Annotated in this window: 4 tRNA genes; all 4 read right to left on the reverse strand. The window is 49.5% G+C overall.

What is annotated here, in order from left to right:
- Positions 1-37 precede the first annotated feature (37 nt).
- Positions 38-130: transfer RNA gene (locus JN080_RS29200), tRNA-Ser, on the reverse strand.
- A 13-nt stretch (positions 131-143) separates the two neighbouring features.
- Positions 144-217 (reverse strand) — tRNA-Ile (locus JN080_RS29205).
- A 13-nt stretch (positions 218-230) separates the two neighbouring features.
- Positions 231-304, reverse strand: a tRNA-Met gene (locus JN080_RS29210).
- 19 nt (positions 305-323) lie between these two features.
- A tRNA-Ala gene (locus JN080_RS29215) sits at positions 324-396 on the reverse strand.
- Between the last annotated feature and the right edge of the window lie 18 nt (positions 397-414).

Consider the following 414-nt stretch of genomic DNA (forward strand, 5'->3'; position numbering starts at 1 on the left):
AGACTGCTCCACCCCGCGATAATATTATTTAAAAAAATGGAAGAGGAAGAGGGATTCGAACCCCCGCGCGGTTTGACCCGCCTGTCGGTTTTCAAGACCGATCCCTTCAGCCAAACTTGGGTATTCCTCCAAATATAATACAATGGATCTTGTAGGACTCGAACCTACGACCGGACGGTTATGAGCCGTCTGCTCTAACCAGCTGAGCTAAAGATCCTTAAAATCCTTAATAGCGGCAGAGGGGATCGAACCCCCGACCTTACGGGTATGAACCGTACGCTCTAGCCAGCTGAGCTACGCCGCCAAATATAAACATAAAATAATGGAGCTTAGCGGGATCGAACCGCTGACCTCCTGCATGCAAAGCAGGCGCTCTCCCAGCTGAGCTAAAGCCCCAAAATATAAATGACCGAA

It is taken from the genome of Bacillus sp. EB600 (assembly GCF_024494385.1).
Classification (GTDB): domain Bacteria; phylum Bacillota; class Bacilli; order Bacillales; family Cytobacillaceae; genus JAEVLT01.